26 protein-coding genes are annotated in these 25,211 nt (G+C 43.6%); 24 read left to right on the plus strand and 2 right to left on the minus strand.

Features of this window, described 5'->3' with window-relative positions; translation table 11 throughout:
• Positions 1-102 precede the first annotated feature (102 nt).
• The 3 genes from BLT01_RS02915 (at position 103) to BLT01_RS02925 (ending at position 2,297) form a co-directional block, all read left to right on the plus strand.
• Positions 103-930 (plus strand): class C sortase, encoded by an 828-nt coding sequence (locus tag BLT01_RS02915; RefSeq protein ID WP_092094398.1) that lies wholly within the window; start codon positions 103-105, stop codon positions 928-930.
• The gene (locus BLT01_RS02920) at positions 917-1,600 is read left to right on the plus strand and encodes a class C sortase (RefSeq protein WP_092094400.1); all 684 of its coding nucleotides are present in this window, start codon (positions 917-919) and stop codon (positions 1,598-1,600) included. Before BLT01_RS02915 ends, BLT01_RS02920 begins: the two co-directional genes overlap by 14 nt.
• A gap of 478 nt (positions 1,601-2,078) precedes the next feature.
• Positions 2,079-2,297 carry a DUF2188 domain-containing protein gene (locus BLT01_RS02925; protein WP_092094402.1) on the plus strand — a complete coding sequence of 73 codons (219 nt, stop codon included), beginning with the start codon at positions 2,079-2,081 and terminating at the stop codon, positions 2,295-2,297.
• A 23-nt stretch (positions 2,298-2,320) separates the two neighbouring features.
• On the opposite strand, the gene BLT01_RS02930 is transcribed toward BLT01_RS02925, so the two are convergent.
• Positions 2,321-2,554: a hypothetical protein gene (locus BLT01_RS02930; protein ID WP_092094404.1), complete on the minus strand. Its 234-nt coding sequence runs from the start codon at positions 2,552-2,554 to the stop codon at positions 2,321-2,323.
• Positions 2,555-2,810: 256 nt separating this feature from the next.
• Between BLT01_RS02930 and BLT01_RS02935 the strand changes: the two genes are divergently transcribed.
• From BLT01_RS02935 to BLT01_RS02950, 4 genes are all read left to right on the plus strand, one after another.
• Positions 2,811-3,857, plus strand: a complete 1,047-nt coding sequence (locus BLT01_RS02935) for a nuclease-related domain-containing protein (RefSeq protein WP_176765011.1) — start codon at positions 2,811-2,813, stop codon at positions 3,855-3,857.
• A gap of 292 nt (positions 3,858-4,149) precedes the next feature.
• On the plus strand, positions 4,150-4,380 hold the full coding sequence (locus BLT01_RS02940; protein ID WP_143020576.1) for a hypothetical protein: 231 nt from the start codon (positions 4,150-4,152) through the stop codon (positions 4,378-4,380).
• A gap of 183 nt (positions 4,381-4,563) precedes the next feature.
• Positions 4,564-5,505, plus strand: a complete 942-nt coding sequence (locus tag BLT01_RS02945) for an LCP family glycopolymer transferase (RefSeq protein WP_092094410.1) — start codon at positions 4,564-4,566, stop codon at positions 5,503-5,505.
• A 240-nt stretch (positions 5,506-5,745) separates the two neighbouring features.
• Positions 5,746-6,846: an O-antigen ligase family protein gene (locus BLT01_RS02950; protein WP_092094412.1), complete on the plus strand. Its 1,101-nt coding sequence runs from the start codon at positions 5,746-5,748 to the stop codon at positions 6,844-6,846.
• A gap of 54 nt (positions 6,847-6,900) precedes the next feature.
• On the opposite strand, the gene BLT01_RS02955 is transcribed toward BLT01_RS02950, so the two are convergent.
• Positions 6,901-7,722, minus strand: coding sequence for an SGNH/GDSL hydrolase family protein (locus tag BLT01_RS02955; protein WP_092094414.1), 822 nt, complete (start codon positions 7,720-7,722; stop codon positions 6,901-6,903).
• Positions 7,723-7,892: 170 nt separating this feature from the next.
• Here BLT01_RS02955 and BLT01_RS02960 point away from each other — a divergent pair, with 170 nt between their 5' ends.
• The 17 genes from BLT01_RS02960 (at position 7,893) to BLT01_RS03040 (ending at position 25,196) form a co-directional block, all read left to right on the plus strand.
• The gene (locus BLT01_RS02960) at positions 7,893-8,618 is read left to right on the plus strand and encodes a YveK family protein (RefSeq protein ID WP_092094416.1); all 726 of its coding nucleotides are present in this window, start codon (positions 7,893-7,895) and stop codon (positions 8,616-8,618) included.
• Positions 8,619-8,621: 3 nt separating this feature from the next.
• A complete protein-coding gene (locus tag BLT01_RS02965; protein ID WP_092094418.1) occupies positions 8,622-9,338 on the plus strand; it encodes a CpsD/CapB family tyrosine-protein kinase in 717 nt (238 codons plus the stop codon).
• Positions 9,339-9,387: 49 nt separating this feature from the next.
• Positions 9,388-10,155, plus strand: coding sequence for a tyrosine-protein phosphatase (locus BLT01_RS02970; protein ID WP_092094420.1), 768 nt, complete (start codon positions 9,388-9,390; stop codon positions 10,153-10,155).
• A gap of 101 nt (positions 10,156-10,256) precedes the next feature.
• Entirely contained in the window at positions 10,257-12,089 is a 1,833-nt protein-coding gene (locus tag BLT01_RS02975; protein ID WP_092094422.1) for a polysaccharide biosynthesis protein, read from the plus strand.
• A gap of 103 nt (positions 12,090-12,192) precedes the next feature.
• The gene (locus BLT01_RS02980; protein ID WP_092094424.1) at positions 12,193-13,410 is read left to right on the plus strand and encodes a DegT/DnrJ/EryC1/StrS family aminotransferase; all 1,218 of its coding nucleotides are present in this window, start codon (positions 12,193-12,195) and stop codon (positions 13,408-13,410) included.
• Between the two features lie 12 nt (positions 13,411-13,422).
• On the plus strand, positions 13,423-14,031 hold the full coding sequence (locus BLT01_RS02985; RefSeq protein ID WP_092094426.1) for a sugar transferase: 609 nt from the start codon (positions 13,423-13,425) through the stop codon (positions 14,029-14,031).
• Between the two features lie 19 nt (positions 14,032-14,050).
• Entirely contained in the window at positions 14,051-14,779 is a 729-nt protein-coding gene (locus BLT01_RS02990) for a GNAT family N-acetyltransferase (RefSeq protein ID WP_245696851.1), read from the plus strand.
• A 22-nt stretch (positions 14,780-14,801) separates the two neighbouring features.
• The gene (locus BLT01_RS02995; RefSeq protein ID WP_092094430.1) at positions 14,802-16,001 is read left to right on the plus strand and encodes a glycosyltransferase family 4 protein; all 1,200 of its coding nucleotides are present in this window, start codon (positions 14,802-14,804) and stop codon (positions 15,999-16,001) included.
• 15 nt (positions 16,002-16,016) lie between these two features.
• The gene (locus tag BLT01_RS03000; protein WP_092094432.1) at positions 16,017-17,036 is read left to right on the plus strand and encodes a nucleoside-diphosphate sugar epimerase/dehydratase; all 1,020 of its coding nucleotides are present in this window, start codon (positions 16,017-16,019) and stop codon (positions 17,034-17,036) included.
• Positions 17,036-18,145, plus strand: a complete 1,110-nt coding sequence (locus BLT01_RS03005) for a capsular polysaccharide biosynthesis protein CapF (RefSeq protein WP_092094434.1) — start codon at positions 17,036-17,038, stop codon at positions 18,143-18,145. Before BLT01_RS03000 ends, BLT01_RS03005 begins: the two co-directional genes overlap by 1 nt.
• Positions 18,146-18,147: 2 nt before the next feature.
• The gene (gene wecB, locus BLT01_RS03010) at positions 18,148-19,272 is read left to right on the plus strand and encodes a non-hydrolyzing UDP-N-acetylglucosamine 2-epimerase (protein WP_092094436.1); all 1,125 of its coding nucleotides are present in this window, start codon (positions 18,148-18,150) and stop codon (positions 19,270-19,272) included.
• A gap of 1 nt (position 19,273) precedes the next feature.
• The gene (locus BLT01_RS03015) at positions 19,274-19,912 is read left to right on the plus strand and encodes a CatB-related O-acetyltransferase (RefSeq protein WP_092094438.1); all 639 of its coding nucleotides are present in this window, start codon (positions 19,274-19,276) and stop codon (positions 19,910-19,912) included.
• On the plus strand, positions 19,884-21,044 hold the full coding sequence (locus tag BLT01_RS03020; protein WP_092094440.1) for a glycosyltransferase family 4 protein: 1,161 nt from the start codon (positions 19,884-19,886) through the stop codon (positions 21,042-21,044). The genes BLT01_RS03015 and BLT01_RS03020 overlap by 29 nt, the downstream gene beginning before the upstream one ends.
• A gap of 16 nt (positions 21,045-21,060) precedes the next feature.
• Positions 21,061-22,257 carry an O-antigen ligase family protein gene (locus BLT01_RS03025; protein ID WP_092094442.1) on the plus strand — a complete coding sequence of 399 codons (1,197 nt, stop codon included), beginning with the start codon at positions 21,061-21,063 and terminating at the stop codon, positions 22,255-22,257.
• Positions 22,257-23,561 (plus strand): nucleotide sugar dehydrogenase, encoded by a 1,305-nt coding sequence (locus tag BLT01_RS03030; RefSeq protein WP_092094444.1) that lies wholly within the window; start codon positions 22,257-22,259, stop codon positions 23,559-23,561. Before BLT01_RS03025 ends, BLT01_RS03030 begins: the two co-directional genes overlap by 1 nt.
• Positions 23,562-23,574: 13 nt before the next feature.
• The gene (locus tag BLT01_RS03035; protein ID WP_092094446.1) at positions 23,575-24,303 is read left to right on the plus strand and encodes a polysaccharide deacetylase family protein; all 729 of its coding nucleotides are present in this window, start codon (positions 23,575-23,577) and stop codon (positions 24,301-24,303) included.
• Entirely contained in the window at positions 24,303-25,196 is an 894-nt protein-coding gene (locus BLT01_RS03040; protein ID WP_092094448.1) for a UDP-3-O-(3-hydroxymyristoyl)glucosamine N-acyltransferase, read from the plus strand. The genes BLT01_RS03035 and BLT01_RS03040 overlap by 1 nt, the downstream gene beginning before the upstream one ends.
• Positions 25,197-25,211 lie beyond the last annotated feature (15 nt).

Here is a 25,211-nt window from a genome sequence, read left to right on the forward strand (position 1 = left end):
GAAGGGGAGAATTCACTTCTCCCCTGTTTGTTTTTATTGAAGGCCGGTCCACGGGTGGACGGGTGTTCAATGGAAATGAGCGTACGGGGATGGGGGAGCCGCATGAAGAGAAAGATGGTGCTGATCGTGATATTCCTGATCGGGCTGGGGGTGTTTGCCTATCCGATCGTCTCCAACCTGTTTTCCACGCAAGTCCACCAGTCCGTCATCCGCGAGTACGACAAGACGGTCAAAGGCATGACTGCGGAGAAGATCCGGCTGGAAAAGGAAAAGGCGGACCGGCACAACGAGGAACTGGCCGGAATGGATCACGAGTTCATCGATCCGTTTGCCGAAGGGGCAGGGTCCGGGGAAGAAGAAGAAAGCCGCAGCTACTACGATGCGCTGAACATCGGGCCGGCGATCGGATCGGTGGAGATTCCGAAAATCGATGCCGATCTGCCCATCTACCATGGCACGAGCGAGGAAGTGCTGTCACAGGGGGCCGGCCATCTCGAGCAATCGTCGCTTCCGACCGGCAAGCCCGGCACCCACAGTGTCCTCACGGCACACCGCGGGCTGCCGACCGCCAAGATGTTCCGCCATCTGGACAAGATGGAAGTCGGCGATACGTTTTACGTGAAGGTGCTCGATGACACGATGGCCTATGAAGTGCAGCATATCGAGGCGGTCCTTCCCGATGAAACCGGCTGGCTGCAGATGAAGGAAGGGGAAGAACTGGTCACGCTCCTGACGTGCGACCCGTATATGATCAACACCCACCGGCTGCTCGTCACCGGCAAGCGCGTTCCGTTTGAACCGGAAGACGAGGCAACGATCGCGGCGGAGGAAGAAAAGCGGCAGTGGGTTCCGTACGCACTTGCCGCGCTCGTTCTCGGCTTCATCATCTATCTGGTCAGAAAGAAGGTGGCGAAACGTGAAGAAGTATAAGGGGATCATCTTGCTGTTCGCTGCAGGGCTTGTGATCATGGCCTACCCGCACATCGCCCAGCTCGTCAACCGCGAACTGCAGCACCGCCAGGCGGAGGATTTCAGGACCGTCCTGGACGGCATGTCGGATTCGGACATCACCGAACTGATGAAGCGCGCACGGCGTTATAATGAAGACATCCATGAAGACCTCGACGGACTGCGCGACCCGTGGGGGGACCAGCAGGCCCTGATGGTTTCCTATAACGAAACGATGGGATTCGGAGACGAAGATGCATTCGGAGCACTTGAAATCCCGAAGCTCAATCTCCATACCCCGATTTACCTGGGCTCATCGGAAGCCGTGCTCAGCAAAGGGATCGGCCAGGTCGAAGGCTCCTCGCTGCCGCTCGGCGGCACGAGCACCCACACGGTCCTCGCCGGCCACCGCGGCATGTGGACCAAAACGATGTTCCGCCACCTCGACCAGCTCCGGCCCGGCGACCTCTTCTACGTCCATACGATCGACGGCAAACTCACCTACCGGGTCACTTCCCAGCAAGTGATCTACCCAGACGAAACCGACTCCCTCGAAATCCAGGAAGGCAAAGACCTCGCCACTCTCCTTACCTGCCACCCGTACCCGCAAAACTACCAGCGGCTGCTGGTGCATGCGGAGCGGGAGCGGTAAGGGAGGCGGGGGCGGGGGCGGAGGCGGAGGTAACCACTCATGGCGGCGGGGTAACCACTGGAGAGTGAATGGACATACCTAATTAGGATAAAGCCTAGGGAATTACAGGAAGATCTGCCTGAGCTGAGCGTGGGGTAATTGATTGCAAATAATTTAGCATCGGAACATCAAAAAAGCAGCTCTCTGTCAGAACAGAAAAGCTGCAGTTATTTGCCGTAGTATGAAGAGGATTCTGCCGTATGCGCATTCGGGTGACTTGGAAGCGCTCGTATTGCGTGGTAACCACTCACCCGTCGCAGGTAACCACTCACTGGAAAATCCGAGATTCATAGGTTTGCGGCGGTTTGACATCGGCCCGGAACCTCTTTATCATGACATTGCCACGAAGTCACGGTCACAGTGCCAGCCCGGATCCTCAAATAAGGTTCGGGGGCGCTCGAGAAGATAATTTGGAAGTTCGACTGAAGGAGTGAGTCTGATGGCTCAGAGCCAGCATGTGATTCCAATGGATGGAAAATGGGCGATCCAAGGTGAAGGCGAGCCGGAGCCGTTCTGTTTTGTGCAGACACAGGAAGAGGCGGTCAAAATCGCGGAGGACATCGCCATGCGTGAGGAATCGGAGATGCTGATCCATGATGAGGACGGCCAGGTTCTGGAGCGGAATAGATATGAGAAGGATACATTTGAGGAGGAATAGGGCTGTCAGGCGACAGCCCTTTTTTACTTTCTTGCGGTTTTCCGCGGCTTGGAGAACTTTTTCACTGCAAGCATCAGGAGGAACAGGAAGATGAAAATGACAATGTAGGAGGCGATCAGTGCCATGGCTGCGCTCACGGCGCCGTCCGCGAACATCTCCGAGAAATAAGAGGGGTTGTTCAGCACTTTGGTGATGCTTTTCAAGACAAAAATGGCTGCCGCCGCAATGAGTGCTTCCCTGAGTGTTTCTTTGATCATCTGCTTGCACCTGCTTTCGTATGGATAAAACTATTAAACACCATTTTTCCGAGGGATGGAAGACAGTCAGGTCATCACTCGCGTGCCGGGGGCAACCACTCACGCCCGAACTGCCAAATTTCAATTTTGGATAAATGCTCATCCTTTTGCCTGCAAGGGTTTCCTGTTTTTTTAGCCTCTGAATATTGGATTTTAAGGCGGAATTCGCTTTCAAAATTGAAAAATGCCGGTTCGTCAACCTGGCGCTTTGCCTGTTATGGTGATTCCGAAAGGGGGAATCACCATAAAAGTCATCCGCCGTTATCCGATTTACTTGTATGCGCTGGAGCGCGCTGTTGAGCGGGTCAAGATGCCGGAGCTGAATGAGGTGAGGGAGGAGCTGTACCGCCAGCAGGCGGGCTATTTCGGGGAGATTGCGTCGGACAAGTACGTGCGCCGGACGCGGATTCCGGGAGTGGTGTTCACCGATGTCCAGATTGAAGCGGCACCGGGCGAGTTCGTCCAGATCGACACGTTTATCCTGACACAGCGGGCGATCTGGCTGATCGAGGCAAAGAAATACAAGGGCGTGCTCCGGTATCTGCAAGCGCCTAAACGGATCGAGCGGACGGAGCGGGACGGGTCCGTAACCGCTTTTCCGTGCCCGGCCGTGCAGCTTGAAAGCCAGATCCATGCGCTGAAGGGGTGGCTTGGTGCGCGGGGAATCGACCTGCGGGTCTTTGGCACGGTCGCATTCGCTTCGACGAACCGGTGGGAAGGGCTGCCGGCGGAATCTCCGATCATCCTAGTCAGGGAGATTCCGGCTTACCTGGAAAGGGCGTACAGGGAACTCGACGACTGTCTGACTGCCGAGGCATTCGTGCAACTCGCCGCAAAACTCGGTCTCCAGGAGAACCTGCTCGCCTGGGAACCCGTCTGCAAGCGGCTCGGCATCAACCCGAACCGCTTGAAACGAGGGTTTCTCTGCCCGGTCTGCCACGACCCGCTCACCCGCGCCACCGAGCGCACCGGCCACTGCAAAAACTGCAACCGCGACCATAAGAAGGACTACGGCCAACTGATCCTCCACTGGCTCCTGCTGATCCACCCGACGCTCAACAACGCCCAATTTCGGGCATTCGCCAAATTAAAGACAAAACAAGCCGCCAGCCGAATCCTCAACCGGCATGAACTGCGCATTATCGGCGCTTCCACCGGGACCGCCTACACACTGAACCCCTATACCGATCTGGATGGACTGGAAATCAGGAAGGGAAAGCCGCGTAGGGAGACCGTGGAAGAGGTAACCACTCACTCCCGGTAGGTAACTACTCGCCCCGCCGCCGCCATGATTCGCCGGCTGCCATCCCTTTGGAAGCACTCGCGTCCCCGTTCGAAGCACTCCCCGCCGTTTTGGAAGCACTCGGGCACCCGGTTTCAAGAACAGGATGCCACACCCGCTAGCTGAGCCCCCGCACTGTGGAGGTAATCACTTGCTATCGGTAGGTAACCACTCACCCCGCCGCCGTCATCACTCACTGACTATCTGTCTTCAGGTATAACAGGTCACTCTATTGGCCAAGCTCTCTATATACAAGTATAGGGGAGGGGTCATGGTGGGACAGAACTTGTTGGAGATCACGGAGGCGCAGTTTTATTTTTTGGCGGTGGAGTGGATGGAGACGTACCGTTCCAAGCCGGTTGACAGGGAAGGGGCTCTCCGGGAGCGGTTCCAGAGCATGACGACTTCCGAACTGATCAAGCTGTATGGAAGTGCGGGGCCAGAATTGGTGAAGAATGCGGTCCGGGAAGAGCTTGGCCAACGAAACATCCATCTTTCAGAGTAGGCTTCCGGCCGCACCGGGGGTCTTTTTCTTTGCGGGGGAACCTCCCGCTCACCGGTCCCGTCCAATCAGTGACAACCTGTGCACTGCCAATTTTTTCACATTACATAGAGCCTTTTTCCTTCACATCGATTATAATGTTAACAATGTTTACACTTTACTATCAGAAAGACAGGGGAATGAGATATGGAAGAAAAGAAAAGACGGCGCCGGAAAAAACAGAAGCGCCGGATCTGGCCTTGGATTGTCGGGCCGATTGTTCTGATTCTGGCTGTGGTCGGTGTGTATGCGGCGGTGGTATATAAAGACTTCAAGGATACGCTGGATACGGTGCATGAGCCGATTGACCGTGAGGCGTCGGATAAGCGTGAGAAGCCGGTAAGCCTGAGTGATCAGGAGCCGTTTTCTGTACTCGTTCTTGGTGTCGATGAGCGGGAAGGGGACCGCGGCCGCTCCGATACGATGATCGTCCTCACTGTGAATCCGCAGGATAAGACGACGAAGATGGTCAGCATCCCGCGGGATACATACACGGAGATCGTCGGCAAGGGCACGAAGGACAAGCTGAACCATGCCTACGCATTCGGCGGCATCGAGATGGCGATGGACAGCATGGAGAACCTGCTCGATATCCCGATCGACTATGTGGTCCAAGTGAATATGGAAAGCTTCAAGGACATTGTTGACGCGGTCGGCGGCGTCACCGTGCAAAACAACCTCGCATTCTCATCCGGCCAGTACACCTTCCCGGAAGGCCAGGTTGAACTGAACGGGGAAGAGGCGCTTGCCTACGTTCGTATGCGGAAGCAGGATCCGAACGGCGACTTCGGCCGTCAGGACCGCCAGAAAGATGTCATCATGGGCGTCATCAAGAAAGGCGCTTCCGCCAACAGCCTCCTGAACTATCAGAGCATCTTCGGAGCGGTCGGCAAGAACATCCGCACGAACATGACGATGGATGAAATGCTCGGCCTGCAGGATTACCGCGGCGCCATCGGCCAGGTGGATCAGCTGTATGTGGAAAAAGGCCAGGGGCAGACGATCAATGGCGTCTGGTACTACATGATGAATGACGAAGAACTCAATGCGATTTCGTCTGAATTGAAACAGCATCTGGAAATCAAATAAACCAATGGACCGGCCCCACTATAGGGGGCCGGTCCGGTTTTTGGAAGGAGGGAGCGAATATGTCCAATACCCCGATTCCGGGAGACAGCCCCGAGCCAAAAACTCCCGATCGTCGCAAACGGAAACTGGCCATCGATCCATTCATCATCTTGCTGTTCGCCCTGATCATGCTCCAGACGTTCGGCATGTTCAGTTCGTCTTTCCTGATCAGTACAGTAATGCTCGGCGGGCTATTGTTTTTTGCTGAAGCCGATGGCGGAGGAAGCACCGGACCGGCCATTTGTTGCCCGGGCGGAAGTGCCGCTGATCCTGCTGTTTGCCTGGGGATATATCAGCACACTGATCGTGGCTGATCCGGAGTTTTCGCTGCAATATTATCTGAAGATCCTCTTCCCGACAGCGGCGATTTTGTTGGGTGTGCTTTACGCCCGCCGTCCGAAGCTGTTGCTGACCGCCGTTATGGCAATCCTCGCCGCAGCGGGCACAGCACATGCGCTGTACACGCTCGTCGGTTGGGCATTCGGTGACCGGACGGTAGAGGCTGGGCGCTGGCTGGCTGTGGAAGTCGGATCAATTGTGATGGATCAACGATATCTGGGACCGCGCCTAACCGGCCTGACGCACAATCCAAATACGCTCGGCATCTGGGTGTTCTTCGCCCTGCTGGCGCTGCTTTATCTGAAGCGGGAGCGGATCATCAGAACCTGGCTGTTTGTTCCTGTATTAATCCTGAATGCCGGAGTGTTACTCCTCACGGAGTCCAGAGGGTCGATGGTCGCGCTTGCCGCATCCGTCGTGTTTTATGTGGCAGTCACGAAAGGTGTTCCGCAAAAGCTAAAGCTTTCAAAAAAAGGATTGCTGATTTCCATCATCCCGCTAGGAGCTTTGTTGCTTGTCGGATGGTCGGCTGCGGAGCGGGTGTCAACCAGGATAGGCAGCGGACTGAACGGGCGGGAGATGGCATGGTCATACATTTTCCAGGTTGCACAGGAACACCCTGTGATTGGAACAGGTTTTGGAATGTCGGGCACAGTCCTGAAAGAGGCGGGCATCGGAATCGGACCGCATAGTTTCTATCTGAAGTTGCTTGCGGAAACCGGCTTTGTCGGACTCCATCTGTTTTTCTTGTTCCTCGGCATGATAGCTGTGCTTATCGTGTGGCGACTGAGGAGCAGGGTAGAGCCTGCGGCTGTGCTGTTCATAGCCGCATTCCTTGTTGCCCTGCTGACGCACCAAATGGTCGAGGATCAGTTGTTCCGGGTTCATCCGATCCACTATCTGTTCGTCTTCTTGACCGCCCTCCTCATCAGGGGGTTCGACACCAGAAAAACAGCAGAATGATTTTCTAAAAAAGAAGCTGCCGCCCGACAAAAGGGTGACAGCTTCTTTTGCATATCAAGATGCAATAAAGTACTCTTTCAGACTCTTAGCCCAAGCCTCTACACCTTTATCGGTCGGCTCATACTCATCATCCACATAGTCGAGAATCTCTTCAGAGTCCACGCCCGGCCACTGATTCCAGTGATCGATGAATGGGATGTCCTTTGCCTCTACAAACTCCCGAAGAGCATTGATTTGGGTCATGTAGTAATTGGGCTGATGAATCGGCTGGGGCGGTGTGATAAAGAAGGTGGCGTCTTTGACTTCCTCAACAACTCGGCCTCGCAATTCAAGGGCATCTTCCTGTTCGTCTTCAATGGTGACAAGTCCATTGTTATAAAGCGTAAACGGCTCGTAGATGACGAGGTCATAGCCTTTGCCCCAGTCAATTTCTCCGACCTCTTTGCTCAGGAAGGTGTCAGACGTTCCTCCGAATGTTTGGACATCGGTTTCAATCCAATCTCCGTACGCATCATCCAATGCATCCGCCAATTGGTTGGCGGGTGCTTCGAAGGAGCTGCTTCCGACGGCGAGCAACTGGACCGGCTCGCCGGCATCGAGACGGCTCATCAGCATCTCAACCGTGCTTTCCGGCAGGTTGGCTGTCAGACTTGAGAGTTCCTCCCCTGACGGAGCCGCCACTTTCTCTGCGGGTTTTTCGTTTTCAGGATCCGCAGCCTGGTCACCAGTTTTCTTTGCCGGCTGCTCTTGCTTGATCGGCCGGTTTGCCGGTTCGGCGGCCGCTTCTTCAACTTTTGCATTCCAGGACAGGTAGCTGACTGCGAGAACTAAGACACAGGCAACCAGCACCAGCACGGTGGCAGGTCCTTTCTTCATAAAAGCTGGATCCTCCTTTCGCCAATTTGTTAACAGAATGTAAAAATGCATGATTTCTCTCTCATTTTAGCAGATAGATGAAATTATTGTCACAATTTGTGGGGAGAGCGTGATATACTGAGGAAGTTATAGACAATTATTGAAAGAAAGATAAAGGGGCACAAGTGAGAATGGAAGAAACCATCAGTCTTCAGGACTTGTTTAAGACGCTGCGCAAGCGGCTCTGGCTGATTGTCATGAGCACGGTCATTGCAGCCACCATTGCCGGAGTCATCAGTTTCCTTGTGATGACGCCGATCTATCAGGCATCCACGCAGATTTTGGTCAATCAGACGGAGCGTCAATCCGAAGCGTTCACTGCGCAGGATATCCAGACCAACCTCCAATTAATTAATACATACAACGTCGTCATCAAAAGTCCGGCGATCCTGAACAAAGTGATCGAGGAACTCGGGCTGGATGAGACTGCCGGCTCACTGAACGAGAAAGTTACTGTCAACAGCGAACAGAACTCTCAAGTGGTGACGGTGACCATACAGGATCCGAACCAGAAACAGGCGGTCGAGATTGCGAACACAATTGCCACTGTTTTCGAACAGGAGATCCCACAGCTGATGAACGTGGATAACGTCAACATCTTGTCACCTGCCGTCATGCCGGCCAATCCGTCTCCGGTGAAACCGGATCCGATGCTTAACATGGCAATCGGAGCGGTTATCGGCCTTATGATTGGCATCGGCATTGCATTCCTATTGGAATATCTGGATACGACAGTGAAGACGGAAGATGACATCGAGGAACTGACAGGGCTGCCGGTGATCGGCATGATCAGTCCGATTCCGGATTCCGATGTAAACGTGGCAAATGTTGTCCGGACGAGGAGAAGGAGGGGTTAATCGATGGCAAGAAGAAAACAATCATCCAAAAAGCAATTGGAGCAGCGCGCGCGTAAACTCGTTGTCTCGGCGAACCCCCGGTCGGTCGTTTCCGAACAGTTCCGCACGCTCCGTTCAAACATCACGTTTTCTGCAGTCGACAAGGAACTAAAAACTATTTTGGTGACGTCTGCACTCCCGGGCGATGGGAAGTCGACGGTATCCGCGAACCTCGCCACTCTTTTTGCGCAGGACGGCAAGCGGGTGCTGTTCATTGACGCGGACATGCGAAAGCCGACCGTCCAATACACGTTTAGCCTGACCAATGCGGCCGGCCTGTCCAGTGTCCTTACCCAGCAGAGACTGGCGGGCGAGGTTATCAGGGAATCGGAGATCTCCCCGAACCTTCACATCCTCACAAGCGGGCCCATCCCTCCGAACCCGGCGGAACTGCTTGGCTCGCGGTCGATGACCGTTCTCATGAACGAGATGGCCCAGCAATACGATCTGATCGTTTTTGATGCGCCGCCGGTCCTCTCAGTGACGGATGCACAAATCCTGGCGAACAAAGTGGACGGAACACTTCTCGTCGTGAACACAGGCATTACAGAGAAAGAAAACGTAAAGAAAGCAAAGGAACTGCTGGGGAATGCTCAGGCCCGCATCCTCGGCGCAGTAATGAATAACTTCGAGATGGATAAAGATCAAAACTATTACCAGTATTACGGAACAGAAGAGTAAGAGGCCTGCCTCTTACTCTTTTGAACGTTCAGGAAAGGAAGTAAGCCCTATGATCGATATGCATACACATATTCTGTTCGGTGTTGACGATGGACCTGAAGAACTATCCGGATCTATGAAGATGCTACGCCAGGCGGCCGAAGAAGGCATTACCGAAATCATCGCAACTTCCCATGCGTGTCATCCGCAATTTCATGTTGACGCCAATCGTGTCTATAATGGCGTCGATCAGCTGCGTGAAGCGGCTGGAAAGGAAGGCCTGGGTATCCGGCTGCATGCGGGCCACGAGATCCGGCTGAACGCCAACCTTCCTGAACGCCTCGATGCCGGTGAGATTTTGACGCTTGCCGGCTCCAAGTTCGTCATGCTGGAGCTCCCGAGCCAGGGCGTTCCGGACTATACAGTCGGCATTATCCAAGATTTGATGAACCGCGGCCTCATCCCGGTTATCGCCCACCCGGAACGCAACAAAGCGATTGTCGAAAAACCGCAGCGCCTGTACCGACTTGTCAACCATGGTGCTCTCGCACAGGTAACGGCGGGTGCAGTGTGCGGCACATTCGGCTCGCGAATTAAAGATGCCGCACTCACGCTGATTGATTCCCACCTTGTCCATTTCTATGGATCGGACGCTCATAACACTGACAAACGAGGATTCCATTTTGATGAGGGACTCTCCTATCTGGAAAAAAAGGGCCGTGCTGACATGGTCGACATCATGCTGGAGAACAACGCGCGGATTTTGGAGAAGCGCGACCCGGTATTATTGGAACCGGAAGACCCGAAAGGCAAAAAAAAGTGGTTTATCTTCGGATAACGTGTAAATATATGGTTGTTTTATGTTCCAATTATATGCAAGTGGTAGTATAATAGTCACCGCTGGAATATTCTTGTGGATGTCAGAAAGGAGTTAGGTGTGTGACTCATCCAAAACGTCTAATGCTGTTAGGGTTCATCGACTCCTGCATTGTCTTTTTTTCAATTTATATCAGCTTCCTCATCCTGAATCCGAATATGAATGTGGTTCAGTCCAAGACGCTGCTGATCAGCGCACTAACCATCTTTATTGCCCATCATCTGACCGCCGCTTTCTATGGTCTTTACAAAAAAGCTTGGGCGTACGCTTCGGTCGGAGAATTGAAAGCAATTTTTAAGGCGGTAACCATTTCGATTGCGGCCATTGCGGTTGTTCAGTTTATTGGACTCGGCCAGGTTTATGTACGGGCACTTGCAATCACTTGGATGCTACATATGCTTCTGATCGGCGGTTCCCGTTTTATGTGGAGAGTATACCGCGATTCCATTACGAAACGCTTGAAGCTCGGCGGAAGACGCACGATGGTCGTCGGCGCCGGACAGGCCGGTACAATGGTCGTTCGTCAGATGAAGCAGAATCCTCAGAACGGCTTGATGCCAGTCCTGTTTGTTGATGATGACAAGACGAAGCAACACCTAGACATTTACGGGGTAAACGTTGCCGGCGGGGCAAAAGACATCCCCCGTCTCGTCAAAGCGCACAACATAGAGAACATCATCATCGCGATTCCATCCATGTCCAAGGCGGAGATGGCGGAGCTCACCAAAGTCTGTGTCGAGACAGGCGCCAGAACTCAAACGATTCCACGGATTGAAGACGTTATGACCGGCAAGGTTTCTGTCAATGACATCCGTGATGTAAAAATTGAAGATCTACTCGGGCGTGAAGAAGTGGCACTGGATATGAAAGCCATCGCGGACAAGCTCGAGAACAAAACGATTCTTGTCACGGGGGCAGGCGGATCCATCGGCTCTGAAATCTGTAGGCAGGTTATGAAGTTCAAGCCGGAAAAATTGCTGCTTCTTGGCCATGGCGAGAACTCAATCTATCTGATTGACCGCGAACTTCGTGGACTTAAGCAGTCCACAACTGAAATTGTTCCGATTATCGCAGATGTACAAGACCGGGAACGTATCTTTGATACAGTCGCCGAACACGCACCAGACGTGATCTATCACGCCGCGGCGCACAAACACGTTCCACTTATGGAAGCAAACCCATTTGAAGCTGTTAAAAACAACATCTTTGGTACGAAAAATGTGGCAGAAGCTGCAGATACATTCGGAGTGGGCCACTTCGTCCTTGTCTCAACAGACAAAGCAGTCAACCCACCGAATGTCATGGGCGCAACTAAGCGCTTTGCCGAGATGGTCGTCCAAAACTTAGCCAAGAACAGCAAAACGAAATTTGCAGCTGTCCGGTTCGGTAACGTTTTGGGTTCCCGGGGCTCTGTGGTCCCGCTCTTCAAAAAGCAGATTGCTGCAGGAGGACCAGTCACGGTTACAGACGAGCGTATGACCCGATACTTTATGACAATCCCGGAAGCATCCCGGCTTGTTATTCAGGCCGGCTCACTCGCCAATGGGGGAGAGGTATTCGTTCTGGATATGGGAGATCCCGTTAAGATTGTCGACCTTGCCAAGAACCTCATCAACCTTTCAGGCTATGAGGTCGAAGATATCGGTATCACCTACTCAGGCATGCGACCGGGAGAGAAACTCTACGAGGAACTACTGGATCCATCTGAAATCCAGAGAGAACAGATCTTCCCGAAAATTCATATCGGACGCGCTACGCCAATTGGCAGTTCGGAACAACAATACATTCTGGACAAACTGCTTGACATGAAAGAGGACGAACTGAAGAACACCTTGGTTTCCTTGGCTAATCGAAAAATTCCTGAATCACCTATTAAGGAATTTACTACAGCTTAATAATAACTTGTTACATTTTATATACAGAGCGGTGTGATTAGCAAAAACATCGCACCGCACTGTTCATTATTAAGTGAACAGAAATGGGAGAGAGGGAACTGATATGAGCAGAACGGATAATAAAGTAATTCCATTCTCACCTCCTGATATTACTCAAGAGGAAATTGCTGAAGTTATAAAGGCACTAGAATCAGGATGGATTACAACGGGTCCGAGAACAAAAGAATTTGAACGCAAAATCGCTGAGTATGTAGGCGTTAATCGCGCAGTTTGCCTTAATTCAGCAACTGCAGCTATGGAAATGACATTACGTATCTTGGGGGTTGGGCCCGGGGATGAAGTCATTACAACGGCTTATACTTATACTGCTTCTGCATCAGTAGTTTCGCATGTAGGTGCAAAGTTAATACTGGTAGATACAGCAAAAGACTCTTATGAGATGGATTACAACAAACTCAGAGAAGCTATTACGGAGAAAACAAAGGTTATTATTCCTGTGGATATCGCAGGGAGAATGTGTGACTACGCAGCGATTTACCGTGCGGTTGAAGACAAAAAAGAAATATATCAAGCGAAAAACGATATACAAAAACAATTTGATCGCGTCATTGTAATGGCTGATGCAGCTCATGCACTAGGAGCTGAAAGAAGTGGAAAAAAGTGCGGACAAGTTGCAGACTTCACTTGCTACTCGTTTCACGCGGTGAAAAACTTGACGACCGCAGAAGGTGGAGCTGTTGTTTGGCGAAATGATCGGGGACTCGATGACGATTGGATTTATCAACAATATATGTTGTATAGCTTACATGGTCAATCAAAGGACGCCTTGGCAAAAACGCAAAAGGGAGCATGGGAATACGACATTATCTTCCCGGCTTATAAGTGTAATATGACCGATATCACAGCAGCGATTGGACTAGTTCAACTTCGAAGGTATGATGACTTGCTCAAGAAGAGAGAAGAATTGATTGAGCGGTACAATGAGGGGCTTTTAGAAATCAAAATCGATTCCCTGCTCCATTACAGTGACAACTATACATCTTCAGGCCACCTTTACTTTGTAAGGGTGCCAGGGATTAAAGAGAAACAGCGAAATGAAATCATTGTTCAAATGGCTGAAGCTGGAATCTCGTGCAATGTTCACTATAAGCCACTTCCGATGTTAACTGCATATCAAAGATTAGGCTTTGACATTGATGAATACCCAAACGCATTCCGACAATATGAAAATGAGATAACATTACCGTTAAACACTTTAATGACTACTAGTGACGTTGACTATGTTACCCAGAAATTTAAAGCAATAATTAATGCTTTGTGAGGTGCATAGTTAATGTATAAGTCTGTTATAAAACGAATTCTAGACATAGTAGTTGCAATTGTAGCGTTACCATTTTTCTTGATTGTATTAGCTGTGATTGGTGCACTGATATACCTCCAAGATAAGGGGCCGATATTTTATAATGCTCAGAGATTGGGGCGCAACGGTAAAGTTTTTAAAATGTACAAGTTTCGTTCTATGAAGGTAAACGCTCCTGATTTGAGGAATGAAGATGGATCCACTTTCAATGCAGAAGATGATCCAAGACTAACTAAGATTGGTAAGTTCATAAGGAAGACTAGTTTGGATGAAACTCCCCAACTTTTAAATGTTTTGAAGGGGGATATGAGCATTATAGGACCTAGACCAGACTTGCCGGAACACCTTAAGTTGTACGAAGGGGACGAGTCGAGAAAGTTAGAGGTTCGACCAGGACTTACAGGATATAATCAAGCTTATTTCCGCAATACAATTCCTTGGAAGCAACGTATTAAAAACGATATTTATTATATAGATCATCTGAGTTTTCTATTCGATGTCCGTATTTTTATTAGAACTGTCTTCTCTATTCTTAAAAGAGAATCTGTTTTTATTGAAACCTCCGAAGAGGAGAAAAAATAACTGGGAAGAGGTTTATCTTTTGGAGTCGCCTTATAAAATTCAGAAGCTTGACTGGGATACATCCTTTTTTGGAATTAGTTGTGCAAAAGTAATTCTAAGCGAGCCAGTTCAAAAAAGTGACTGGAAACAAATAAAGCATGAAATCAACAACTATGATTTTGTTTCTATTGTCAATGAAAATTCCGAGCCATTAAATGCTCAGTACATAGGACAAGAAACAAATGCGTTTCTATCGGATGTTAATATTCAATTTGAGAAAAAAACAGCATTTGAGCAGCCGTCAAAGGAATCTAATAGTATAGTGATTTCTTCCATGATGGAAGAAAATGATGAAATACTTAAACTTTCGGATTTCGGATTTTCGAAGTTCGTAGAAGATCCAGGCCTTAGGAGCAGGGGGGGAGATCAAGTCTATTATGAATGGCTTCGTAATGCCTTTAATCGTCAAGATAAGTTTTTTGCAGTAGATTATGATGAGAAAAAGTCAGTAAACGGTTATTTGCTCTACTCAATTAATAATAGGAAATGTGTCATTGAGTTAATTGCAGTTTCACGAGATAAAGGAGCAAAGGGCGTTGGGACAAGGCTTTTTAAAGCTTTGGAAAATTGGTTGTTAAACAAAGGGATTGAGGTAATAAAAGTTGGAACACAACTAAGGAATATTGGCGCTATAAACTTCTATCAAAAGATGGGATGTAAACAGGTGGCTAGCCATCAAATTTATCATAATTGGAATATCAATCCTTGAATATAAAAGGAGTTATTAAATCGTGAAAGTGCTCTATATCGCCACATCATTTCCAGAGCCGCAAAAAGGAGCTACAATCTATACGGATTTGGCAGAGGCACTTCATGGAGCTGGGCATGAGATAACGGTTGTTGTTTCGGAACAGAAAAGGAACAAAGAAAAAACAGAACTCGGTAATGAACGAGGGTTTGAAGTTTTAAGAGTTGTAACAGGAAACTATTATGATGTCAGCCTTATTGAAAAAGGAATCACTTCCTTAAGGATGCCTTTAGTTATGAAGAAAGAAATGAAGCGGCATCTCCAGAATAGAAAATTTGACTTCATCCTATTTGAATCTCCTCCAGTTACAAATGCTAGTTTAGTTGCCTGGGCTAAGCGACATTTCAACTGCCCTGCGTATTTAATGTTAAAGGATATTTTCCCCCAAAATGCGGCGGATTTAGGGATTATGAAAAAAAGCAGTCCTATATATACTTTTTTCTCGAAAAAGGAGAAAGCATTATACCGTACGGCGGATTGGATAGGGGTTATGTCGGAAGCCAATCGGAACTTCATACTTGCGAATAATGAATCAATAGATCCAAAAAAAGTTGAAATCTTTCCCAATACGAAAAAAGTACAAGATATCATGGTTGCTGAAACAAATCTTGTAATGAGAGAAAAGTTGGGAATACCTAAACAAGCAACTGTATTTCTTTTCGGAGGAAATATGGGAAGACCTCAATACATTGAACTATTATGTGAAGCGGTTAAAGAATGTAAGGAAGAACAAGATATATTTTTCTTATTCATAGGCCGGGGGACGGATCGATATAGGTTAGATAATGTGATTAAGGAACATGAAATAAAAAATGCCTTATTACTTGAAAATTTACCAAGGGATAAGTTCGAGCAAATCACAAGAGAAATTGATGTTGGCCTTATTATATTAGATTCTCGGTTCACCATACCAAATTACCCATCGAGAATTCTATCCTATATGGAATATGGCAAGCCCGTCTTGGCTGCAACTGATCGTGTTACTGATATTAAAGAGTTAATTGAGGACGCCAATTGCGGTGAATGGGTATGGTCAGGTGACAGTAAGGCTTTTATAGAAAGTATTAGAAAAATGTCAGCAAATGAAAGTTTAAGTTCCCAAGGTCAAAACGGACGTAAATACCTGGAACAAAGTTTTACTGTTGAGCGATCAGTTAAAATTCTTGAAAAGCACTTTAATTAAGAATAGAGGTTAATTATGTTTAGAGATAAGACATTATTGATAACAGGTGGGACTGGTTCATTTGGTCATGCTGTAATGAAGAGATTCTTACATACTGATATAAAAGAAATCCGTATCTTCTCGCGGGATGAGAAGAAGCAGGATGACATGCGCAAGCAATATAAAAACGAAAAGCTCAAATTCTATATTGGGGACGTCCGGGACCTTGCTAGTGTGAAAAATGCAATGCATGGGGTAGATTATGTTTTTCATGCTGCTGCATTAAAGCAAGTTCCTTCGTGTGAATTCTTTCCGATGGAAGCTGTTAAAACGAATGTGATTGGAACAGATAATGTATTAACAGGTTCAATCGAGAGTGGTGTCAAAAAGGTTATTTGTCTTTCTACTGATAAAGCAGCCTATCCTATAAATGCAATGGGAATATCCAAAGCGATGATGGAGAAGGTTTTTGTCGCGAAGGCAAATACTATCAGTCCAGAAAGGACACTTATCTGCGGGACACGGTATGGAAATGTTATGGCATCAAGGGGATCAGTTATTCCGCTGTTTATCGAACAGATAAAGAATGGCCAACCTATTACTGTAACCGATCCTCATATGACCCGTTTTCTGATGAGTTTGGAAGAGGCGGTAGAACTAGTGGTGTTTGCATTTCAAAATGCAGAGGCCGGGGACATCATGGTTCAGAAATCACCGGCATCTACTATTGGAGACCTGGCACAAGCAATTAAGGAACTATTCAACGCTGAGAATGAAATAAAAATTATTGGAACCCGACATGGTGAAAAGCTTTACGAGACTCTTCTGACAAGGGAAGAGCATGTAGTAGCAGAAGATCTAGGGGGCTTCTTCCGCGTACCTGCTGATAAACGTGACTTGAACTACGATAAGTACTTTGTCGAAGGGGATAGGGAATTATCTACAGAAGAAGAATACAACTCGCATAATACGAAACGCTTATTGATTGAAGAAGTCAAAGAGCGGTTACTTACACTTGATTATGTACAAAAAGAACTGGAGGAGTGGGGACACTGATGAGAGTTCTAATTACAGGAGCTAATGGATTTATCGGTCGAAACTTAATTGCAGAACTTGAACATAGAGGTGATTATACACTTCTTCCATTTACACGAGATAACAATCTAGAGGATCTTGAAAAATTTTCTAAAGAAGCTGATTTTGTCTTTCATTTGGCGGGGGTGAATCGCCCAAAGCACGAAGATGAATTTATGGAAGGTAATTATCAATTTACTTCAACATTATTAGATCTTTTAGCAAGGAATAAAAATGCTTGTCCCGTCATGATTACTTCATCCATTCAAGCAGATAAACAAAATGCCTATGGGAAAAGTAAAAAGGCAGGAGAGGATTTAGTTTTTGCGCATGAGGCAAAAACAGGGGCAAAGGCACTGGTTTATAGACTCCCAAATGTATTCGGAAAGTGGTGCAAGCCTAACTATAATAGCGCAGTAGCCACGTTTTGCCACAATATTTCTAGAGATATACCTATTAGAGTTAATGATCCTTCGACTATGCTGAACCTTGTTTATATTGACGACTTGGTTACAGAAATGATTAATGCACTTGAAGGGGAGGAAAACAGGGTCGGGGATTATTGTGAAGTACCTATATCACATGAAGCCCAACTAGGTGAGATTGTAGAATTATTGCAGTCATTTAAGCATAGCAGGGAAGAACTTACTATCCCTAACATGTCGGATGGATTTATTAAAAAGCTATACAGTACATATTTGAGTTATCTGCCAGAAGACCAATTTAGTTATCCGTTAAAGATGAATATCGACCATCGTGGATCCTTTACTGAATTTATTAAAACAGCGGATCGTGGGCAGGTTTCAATCAATATCGCGAAGCCTGGTATTACAAAAGGAAACCATTGGCATCATACAAAAAACGAAAAGTTTTTAGTTGTTAGCGGTACCGGAGTAATCCGACTCAGGAAGGTAGGTTCATCTGAAATAATCGAGTGCAACGTTAGTGGAGATAAGCTAGAGGTTTTAGATATTCCGGTAGGTTATACTCACAATATCGAAAATACAGGAAATACCGATATGGTAACAGTAATGTGGGTTAATGAAATTTTCAATCCTGAGCAACCTGATACAATGGTTTTGGAGGTTTAATTATGAAAAAATTGAAAGTAATGACAGTGGTCGGAACTCGACCTGAAATTATCCGGCTTTCGGCTGTGATAAATCGACTTGAAAGCTCTGAAGCTATTGAACATATATTAGTACATACGGGCCAAAATTATGATTATGAATTAAATGAAGTGTTCTTTAATGATTTTAATTTAAGGAAACCAGATTATTTTTTAGAAGCTGCAACAGGAACAGCTGTTGAAACAATAGGGAATGTATTAAAAAAGATTGATCATGTTTTGGAGGAAAATAAGCCAGATGCATTCCTTATATTAGGGGATACAAATAGTTGTCTTTCGGCAATTGCTGCCAAAAGAAAGCATGTTCCTATCTTCCATATGGAAGCTGGCAATAGGTGTTTTGACCAACGAGTACCTGAAGAGACAAATAGAAAAATTGTAGATCATATTGCAGATATTAACTTAACTTATAGTGATATTGCACGTGAATACCTTCTTAATGAAGGAATTCCTGCTGACCGCATCATTAAAACTGGTAGCCCTATGTTTGAAGTACTAAAATCGCGAGAAGAGCAAATTGAAAAATCCGGTATTCTTAAACAACTCAACTTAGAAAAGGAAAAATATTATGTAGTCTCTGCACACCGCGAAGAGAACATTAACTCTGAAAAAAACTTTTATAACCTAATAGGAAGTTTGAACAAACTTTCAGAAAATCATGGACTACCAATTATTGTGAGTTCTCATCCTAGAACATTAAAAATGATTAATGATAAAGGTATTGAATTTAATCCACTAGTGAAACTAATGAAACCATTAGGGTTTAATGACTACATAAAACTTCAAAGAAATTCGAAAGCAGTCCTAAGTGATAGTGGTACTATAAGTGAGGAAGCATCAATTCTTGGCTTTAGGGCGTTAAATATTAGAGAAGCTCACGAGAGGCCAGAAGCAATGGAAGAAGCCTCAGTTATGATGGTAGGATTAAATTATGAAAGAATAGTGCAAGGATTAAAAGTGCTTGAATCACAAAAAGAAGAAACGCTTTATAAAGTAAACGATTATAGTATGCCTAATGTATCAGAAAAAGTCCTAAGAATAATTTTGTCATACACTGACTATGTAAACCGGGTGGTATGGAGCAAATAAAATGAATATCAAATATGTAATTTCGAAGATTCTCAAAAAGTTACAAATTCCTAGTGTTCATAAATCTATTCTACATACCACAACAAGATTAGGTTCTCGCACAGAGATTTCTCAAAGTCGTTTAGGTAAATACACATACATAGGTAGTGATTGTCAAATAATACACGCGGAACTAGGTAATTTTTGTTCTATAGCTGATAATTGTATTATTGGTGGAGCAAGCCACCCGTTAAATTGGGTGTCTACATCACCGGTATTTCATAAAGGAAAAAATATATTACGAAAAAATTTTTCAGAACATGATTTTAATGTTTATAAAAAAACTGTAATTGGCCATGACGTATGGATAGGAAGTAATAGTTTAATTAAAAGTGGTGTATCTATTGGATCTGGCTCAGTTATAGGAATGGGTTCCGTAGTTACAAAAGACATAGGAGAATATGAAATATGGGCAGGAAATCCTGCAAAGCTAATTAGAAAAAGATTCGATGAGGAGACCATATCCATTCTACTAAAGTCCGAGTGGTGGAAAGAAGATGAAAAAACGCTGTCAACAAAGGCAGTTTATTTTAATGAAACCCAAAAGTTTGTAGAGGAGACTACAAAAAGTTATGAAGATCGTACATCTTTGTTTAAGTAGTTTTTATATTGATGAATTTGGATACCAAGAGAATCTTATTCCAAAATACAACAAAAAAGACGGTCATGAAGTAACAATCATCGCTTCCACTTTTACATATAACAAAACAAATGGTGAGCCAAGTACAGTTGATGTTGGAGAATATATAAATAATGATGGTGTTAAAGTAATTAGAGTTGATTACAAATATAACTTTTGGGGTTTTTTTAACGATAAAATAAAAATATTTGATGGAACATATCAATTATTAGAAAGAGAAAATCCGGATATTATTTTTTGTCATGGAATTCAATTTTTAGATCTCTATAATGTAACTAAATATGTGGAAAAACATCCGAATTGTAAATTAATAGCTGATACTCATGCTACAGAGGCAAACAGCGGAAAAAATTTTATATCGAGAGAGCTTTTACATAAAATAATTTATAAGAGAGCCATTCAAAAATCGTTAAAAAACATTGAAAAAATTTATGCCATTGCTCCTGGTTGTAAATATTTCGCTGAAGAGATGTACAGCATTCCCAGTTCAAAAATCGAATATCTCTTTCTAGGAGCAGATACTGATGAAATAAATTTCGAAAATCAGAACAAAATTAGAAATAAAATCAGGAATGACTTAAATATTGCAGCGGAAGATTTTGTGGTTATAACTGGAGGTAAAATAACTAAGAGAAAAAATATCGATGCTTTATTATCAGCGATTAAAAAAATAGATAAGGATAATATAAAGGTTATTATTTTTGGGGCAATCAACACTAACATTAAAGAAAAACTCTTACAAAAAATTCACCAAGATAAAAGAGTAAGCTTTATAGGATGGATAGATAGTAAAGATGTTTATAACTATTATTTAGCTTCTGATTTAGCTGTTTTTCCAGGATCAAAATCTGCTCTATGGGAACAAGCTATATGCTGTGGTTTACCTTTAATATGCAAAGAATGGAGTGGCATGAAATATGTCGATGTAGGTGGTAATTGTATTTTTTGGGATAATGATATCGAAGAATTAAGAATGAACATCGAAAGTTTAATGGAAGATACGAAGAAATATGAAAGTATGAGATCTATCGCTTTAACTAAAGGTTATGAGACATTTTCATATGAAATAATATCCAGAAAAGCATTAAGCTAAATTAAGGGGCTTTGCAATGATTTCATATGAGAAAATGGATAAAAAAATAAGTTTTGTTTTGGTTTTTTTATTGTGCATATTGTTGGTAAACTATACCTTTAAGGATTTATTTAATATAGTTAATCCAATGATTAGAGGTTTAATTAGTTTATTTTTCATGAGTATAGTGGGTATTCTATATTTAGCAAATCTTAGTCTAGTACTTAAAAGAATAGGGAACTATTTCTTGTTAACATACATTTTCTTTATTACTATCTTTTTAATGAATCTGTTGATTTTTCCTGAAATAAAACAATATTTGCCCGAAACCCTATTTTGGTTTTTTATAATTTGCCTCCCAACCGCTTTGTACTATCTAGCAATTCAAGATAAAAAGATTTTCTTAGAAATGCTTTTAAAATCAGCTTATTTACAATTGTTAATTGGTCTGTTTTTTATAGTGAGTTTCTTTATTAGAGGCACAGGTAATGTTTATGACATGGTATTTTCATACCATATATCTATACCAGTAATTTTACTTTTATATAAGTTTTTTAGAGAACGTTCAGTACTAGACTTGATCTTAGTGGTTCTTGGTGTGCTTTCTATATTAATGATAGGTTCTAGAGGCCCCTTGCTGTCTATAATTGTGTTTATTCTTTTATCTATTTTATTTCAGACTTATGGGAGAAGAAAAGAAGGAAAATCAATTTTGTTCTCTTTATTAATTGGTGTCCTAATTTCGTTTGGTTTATTATATTTGGACAAAATAATAATAATGCTAGAGAGAATTTTTACTTCGCTTGGTGTGGATAGTAGGACTTTGAGAATTTTTACAAATGATAATATTGATTTTTCAACTGGTAGGGGGCCTATTTATGACGCTACGAAGGAAAAAATACTCGAAAATCCTCTATGGGGACATGGAATTTTGGGTGATCGAGAATTCTTAAATGGTACGTATCCTCATAATCTTTTTTTAGAGTTATTGGCTCAATTTGGTATAATTTTGGGATCTATATTAATTATTATATTTTTTGTATACACTTTCTTGAGCTTCATTAATAAATATAAAGCAGAAAGAGATCTAGCCTTGTTATTCTTCAGCATTGGAGTAGTTCAATTATTTGTTTCAAATACTTTCTGGATGTCATATAACTTTTGGTTATTTCTAGCAGTCTGTATTTCGAGTGTACATTTACCTAAAAGGTATAAAGAAAGGGAGAGTTATTAATGAATATTGTTAAAAAGCTAGAAAATAAAGAAGCGACACTTGGAGTTATCGGATTAGGGTATGTAGGTTTACCGCTAGCAGTTGAAAAAGCTAGGGCAGGCTATAAAACATTGGGTTTTGACATTCAAGAGTCCAAAGTAAAAATGGTTAATAATGGTGAAAACTATATTGGTGATGTAGTAAATGAAGATCTTAAATCACTCGTAGAATCTGGACTTTTACTTGCAACGTCTGATTTTGCAAAAGTGGCTCAAGCTGATTGTGTGTGTATTTGTGTTCCTACTCCACTAGATGAATACCAACAACCTGATATTAGCTATGTTGAAGCATCAGCAAAAAGTATTGTCCCTTATATGCATAAAGATATGTTAATAGTTCTTGAGTCTACAACTTATCCTGGTACAACTGAAGAATTATTAAAGCCCATATTGGAAAGCAGTGGGATGAAATGTGGTGAAGATTTTTATCTGGCTTTTTCACCAGAAAGGGTTGATCCAGGAAATTTAGTATACAACACCAAGAATACCCCGAAAGTAGTTGGAGGAATCACAGAGGCATGTACAGAGGTTGCAGCTGCATTATATGAAAGTATACTAGCTGCACCGGTACATCGAGTATCATCGCCCGCAGTAGCAGAAATGGAGAAGATTCTGGAGAACACATACAGAAATGTGAATATAGGTTTAGTAAACGAACTTTCGCTTCTAAGTCATAAGATGGGAATAAATTTTTGGGAAGTTGTTGATGCAGCAAAAACAAAGCCATATGGATTCCAAGCATTTTATCCAGGCCCGGGGTTAGGTGGTCATTGTATACCTCTTGATCCTTACTACCTGTCCTGGAAAGCGCGTGAATATGGTTTTCATACTTCGATGATTGAAGCATCGATGATGATCAATGATAAGATGCCAGAGTATTGCGCTGAGCGTGTAGCAAAGATTTTAAACAGATATAAACAATCATTAAATGGTTCAAAGATATTGGTGTTGGGTGTGGCCTATAAACAAGATATTGATGATTACAGGGAAAGTCCCGCCATCGATGTTATAGATGAGCTAGAACAACAAGGGGCCGAAGTAAGGTTCTTCGACCCTTATGTGTCGAACTATAATTATAAAGGGAAGTCCAAAAATGGTGAAAATGAATTAACAACTGAATTGCTGAGAAATGTTGATCTTGTGGTGATAACAACAGCACATTCGAATGTCGATTATAACTTTGTTCAGAAAAACTCTAAATATATTTTCGATACAAAAAACGCTTTAAAACATATCAATAATAGAGAAAATATTGAATTATTATAAAGAGGTGAGAAAAGTGGAATTTACTTATAGTTCGTACGAGCATTTAATAGAATTATTAAAGTCAAAAGGATACTTCTTTTCCGACTACTTCAATTATAAAGAAATAGAAAGACCTGTGATATTTCGTCATGATGTAGATTTTAATCTATATAAAGCTTTGAAAATTGCTGAGTTAGAAAAAAAACATGAGATTAAGTCCACTTACTTTATTTTGATTTCCTCTTCATTTTATAATGTTTATACCAAAGAGTCATTTGACATTATTAAACAAATAAAAATGCTAGGACATGATATTGGTCTTCATTTCGATGAAAAAAAATACGATGTGCATAATTATGAAGAGTTGAACAGATACGTACAAAAAGAAAAATATCTCTTAGAAAATTTAATAGATGAAGAGGTAAGCGTGGTTTCAATGCATAGACCTTCACGATTTATTTTAGAAAATGATATAAATTTTCCAAATATATTAAATACATATTCTAATACTTTCTTCAACGAATTTAAATATACATCTGATTCAAGGATGTCTTGGAGAGAAGATATTCTAAGTATAGTCGAAGAAAATCATGAAGATAGGTTACACGTCTTAACTCATCCTTTTTGGTATTCCAACAAGAAAGAGAATATAAAGGAAAAATTAATGGATTTTATAAATAATGCAAATAAAGAACGATATCTTCAATTAAGTGACAATTTCAAGGATATACAAGAATTTATTAAAGATAGGGATTTAAACTAATGTTCAATGCTAGGGAAGTTATAATCTTTCTGGAAAGGAAGAATATCTCCTATATATTCCAGGGCAATATAGACTTTATTGTAAAAGGATTTTCATCAATAAATAAGCCTGCTATAAATACAATCAGTTGGATTAAGGATGTAAATAAATTTAACAATCCTAGCCCGGTATTTGAAGAGATTTTATTGGTAACTAATTTTGGTGATAATCAAATAATAAAAGATTATAATGTTATTTTTTGTGAAAATCCTAAAGCTACCTTTTTTGAAATTTTAGATAACTTTTTTCTTAAATCAACAAGAAGAAACGGTTATATAAGCCCCCATGCCGTTGTTAGTTCTCAAAGTATTGGCGAAGGCACGGTTATTGGACATAATGTCTATATAGATAAGGATGTCAATATAGGAAAAGGGGTTTCTATTGGAAATAATGTTTCCATAGAAGGAAAGGTAATAATCGGAGACTATTCAATCATAAATTCAGGATCAGTAATAGGGAAAGAAGGTTTTGGTTTCTATAAAGATAGTAACGATAATAATAAAAGGGTTCCGCATTTCGGTGGTGTGCAAATAGGAAAAAATGTTGAAATAGGAGCAAATACGTGCATTGATAGAGGGACTATAGATAATACAATCATTGAAGATAACGTTAAGGTGGGGAATTTGTGTCAAATTTCTCATAATGTAATTGTGAAATCAAATTCTTTGGTTGCTTCAGGAACTATAATCACGGGTAGTACAAAAATCGGTAAAGAAGTTTATATTGGGCCCGGTACTGTGGTAAGAAACCAAATCGAAGTTGGAAATAAAAGTTTTGTTGGAATGGGAGCGGTCGTGGTCAAAGATGTGAATCCTAACACCACAGTTTTTGGTGTTCCGGCGCGAGAGAAATGAATTAAATAAGGATGG

This window comes from Bhargavaea beijingensis (genome assembly GCF_900101985.1).
GTDB lineage: Bacteria > Bacillota > Bacilli > Bacillales_A > Planococcaceae > Bhargavaea > Bhargavaea beijingensis.

Coding starts and splice junctions, on each gene's coding strand:
- BLT01_RS03005 (WP_092094434.1), top strand. CDS start 17,036: ATGAGAGTTCTAATTACAGGAGCTAATGGATTTATCGGTCGAAACTTA.
- BLT01_RS02955 (WP_092094414.1), bottom strand. CDS start 7,722: ATGAAGAAAGGACCTGCCACCGTGCTGGTGCTGGTTGCCTGTGTCTTA.
- BLT01_RS03030 (WP_092094444.1), top strand. CDS start 22,257: ATGAATATTGTTAAAAAGCTAGAAAATAAAGAAGCGACACTTGGAGTT.
- wecB (WP_092094436.1), top strand. CDS start 18,148: ATGAAAAAATTGAAAGTAATGACAGTGGTCGGAACTCGACCTGAAATT.
- BLT01_RS02980 (WP_092094424.1), top strand. CDS start 12,193: ATGAGCAGAACGGATAATAAAGTAATTCCATTCTCACCTCCTGATATT.
- BLT01_RS03000 (WP_092094432.1), top strand. CDS start 16,017: ATGTTTAGAGATAAGACATTATTGATAACAGGTGGGACTGGTTCATTT.
- BLT01_RS03025 (WP_092094442.1), top strand. CDS start 21,061: ATGATTTCATATGAGAAAATGGATAAAAAAATAAGTTTTGTTTTGGTT.
- BLT01_RS02945 (WP_092094410.1), top strand. CDS start 4,564: ATGGAAGAAAAGAAAAGACGGCGCCGGAAAAAACAGAAGCGCCGGATC.
- BLT01_RS02965 (WP_092094418.1), top strand. CDS start 8,622: ATGGCAAGAAGAAAACAATCATCCAAAAAGCAATTGGAGCAGCGCGCG.
- BLT01_RS03040 (WP_092094448.1), top strand. CDS start 24,303: ATGTTCAATGCTAGGGAAGTTATAATCTTTCTGGAAAGGAAGAATATC.
- BLT01_RS02925 (WP_092094402.1), top strand. CDS start 2,079: ATGGCTCAGAGCCAGCATGTGATTCCAATGGATGGAAAATGGGCGATC.
- BLT01_RS02985 (WP_092094426.1), top strand. CDS start 13,423: ATGTATAAGTCTGTTATAAAACGAATTCTAGACATAGTAGTTGCAATT.
- BLT01_RS02970 (WP_092094420.1), top strand. CDS start 9,388: ATGATCGATATGCATACACATATTCTGTTCGGTGTTGACGATGGACCT.
- BLT01_RS03020 (WP_092094440.1), top strand. CDS start 19,884: ATGAAGATCGTACATCTTTGTTTAAGTAGTTTTTATATTGATGAATTT.
- BLT01_RS03015 (WP_092094438.1), top strand. CDS start 19,274: ATGAATATCAAATATGTAATTTCGAAGATTCTCAAAAAGTTACAAATT.
- BLT01_RS02915 (WP_092094398.1), top strand. CDS start 103: ATGAAGAGAAAGATGGTGCTGATCGTGATATTCCTGATCGGGCTGGGG.
- BLT01_RS02960 (WP_092094416.1), top strand. CDS start 7,893: ATGGAAGAAACCATCAGTCTTCAGGACTTGTTTAAGACGCTGCGCAAG.
- BLT01_RS02930 (WP_092094404.1), bottom strand. CDS start 2,554: ATGATCAAAGAAACACTCAGGGAAGCACTCATTGCGGCGGCAGCCATT.
- BLT01_RS02935 (WP_176765011.1), top strand. CDS start 2,811: ATGGTGATTCCGAAAGGGGGAATCACCATAAAAGTCATCCGCCGTTAT.